The organism is Bacillus sp. SM2101 (assembly GCF_018588585.1).
GTDB classification, from domain to species: domain Bacteria; phylum Bacillota; class Bacilli; order Bacillales; family SM2101; genus Nanhaiella; species Nanhaiella sioensis.
Map to the genome: position 1 here is coordinate 1 of NZ_JAEUFG010000098.1, position 1,473 is coordinate 1,473.

Annotated in this window: 2 protein-coding genes; both read right to left on the minus strand. The window is 30.3% G+C overall.

Annotation, left to right across the window (positions count from 1 at the left end; all coding sequences use genetic code 11):
* Nucleotides 1–944: 944 nt before the first annotated feature.
* A complete protein-coding gene (locus JM172_RS24385; protein ID WP_214484963.1) occupies nt 945–1,220 on the minus strand; it encodes a hypothetical protein in 276 nt (91 codons plus the stop codon).
* A gap of 107 nt (nt 1,221–1,327) precedes the next feature.
* A partial coding sequence (locus JM172_RS25750; RefSeq protein ID WP_483297282.1) for a VOC family protein occupies nt 1,328–1,473 on the minus strand: 146 nt, incomplete at its 5' end.

Consider the following 1,473-nt stretch of genomic DNA (forward strand, 5'->3'; position numbering starts at 1 on the left):
TACCTGGTGCCCATTCTTAATAGACTTATCCTTAAGGTACTCAGGATCGCCTTAACTATATTCTTGCGCCATATTGTGGAGGAATTGCCCTTCTTCATAATAAGGAATAACTTGGTCTTAATACTATGTATTTTTAGTTTTTTGATCGAATGATATATCCCCACCAGTATCCTAAAATACATAAGGTTAGACCCAACGGAGCAGTGATTAGTTGAAGGAGTGTTAGATTAGCTATAAAATAACGAAAACCGTATATTGGACAACCATACAGAATTGCAAATGGTAGAAGTACTGTTGTATTAATCTCAAATTTGTTAAAAACCAATAATAAAGTTACGAATAAAATGTTGAGTCCCCAGTACACTGAGATAAGAATTATATATCTCTTTTTACTTTTTAATCCGATATATATACATGAAATAAACCAAATTAAGAAAAAAGCTACAGTCACGATTAAATTATATATACTTACTTGGTTACCTTTTATGAAAACAGGCCAATTGAAATATGAAGCTAGGAAAGTAGTTATAATGATTATTGATAAATATAGAATTTTTATCAAAATGCAACCTCCCTTATAAACTTATCTTTATAGAGCGACAATATCGGTTTCTTTAGCATTAAACCTGGAAACTTATAGTCCCCTCTATTTGAATGAACTAGTAAAATATGATTTTCAGGAATAATTATAGCCCTAATTGCACCTCTGTGCATGATACCATTATAACTTCTAATTTCTTGCAACTCTAATATTTTGTTAAAATTCAGATTTTTAAACTTTAACTTAAGATCACTTATTTCAAATGTTCAGTACTTAGGTAATCCTTTTGTATAGAGTATGGAATTTGAATGAAAAAGACGCAAATCTAAATATTAAGATTTGCGCCATTTTGTTGAATACCACTTACCATAGAATTCAGTTAGATGAAGTTGAAAAATTGTTTCTAAACTAATAACTTTTCGATACTTCGGAGGAGTGACTTGATGAACCTAAATAATTCCATCGTATATTGTTCCCTAGGTGTAAATGTTTCTTCAGTAACTCCCATATTCTTACTTGTTATTTCAGAGTTCCACCAGTATTTATTTCTTGAATCATTTTCTTTATCAATACTTATAAATGAGACAAGATATACTGGTTGATGTAGGTGATATTGTATTATTTTATGATAAGTGCTTGAATCAATAACTTTTTGATTGTTATATGTATTTTTCCCCACACTACATATAAAGCCCTACTACGTAGGCTTCCTCCTTAATCGTTACTGGTAAATTCACAACAAAAGAAACAAATAAAGGGTTGTCGTTAATATAAGATTTAATCTTTTCACAAGATTCTCTTTTGAATTAAACCGAATCCAATTCCAGTGGGATCGATCAAATATGCAAGATAAAAAGAATCGAACTCCATTTTATCTCTCACAACTAACGCTCCATTTTCTTTAGCCTTGTCAATAGCTTCATCAATTGAAT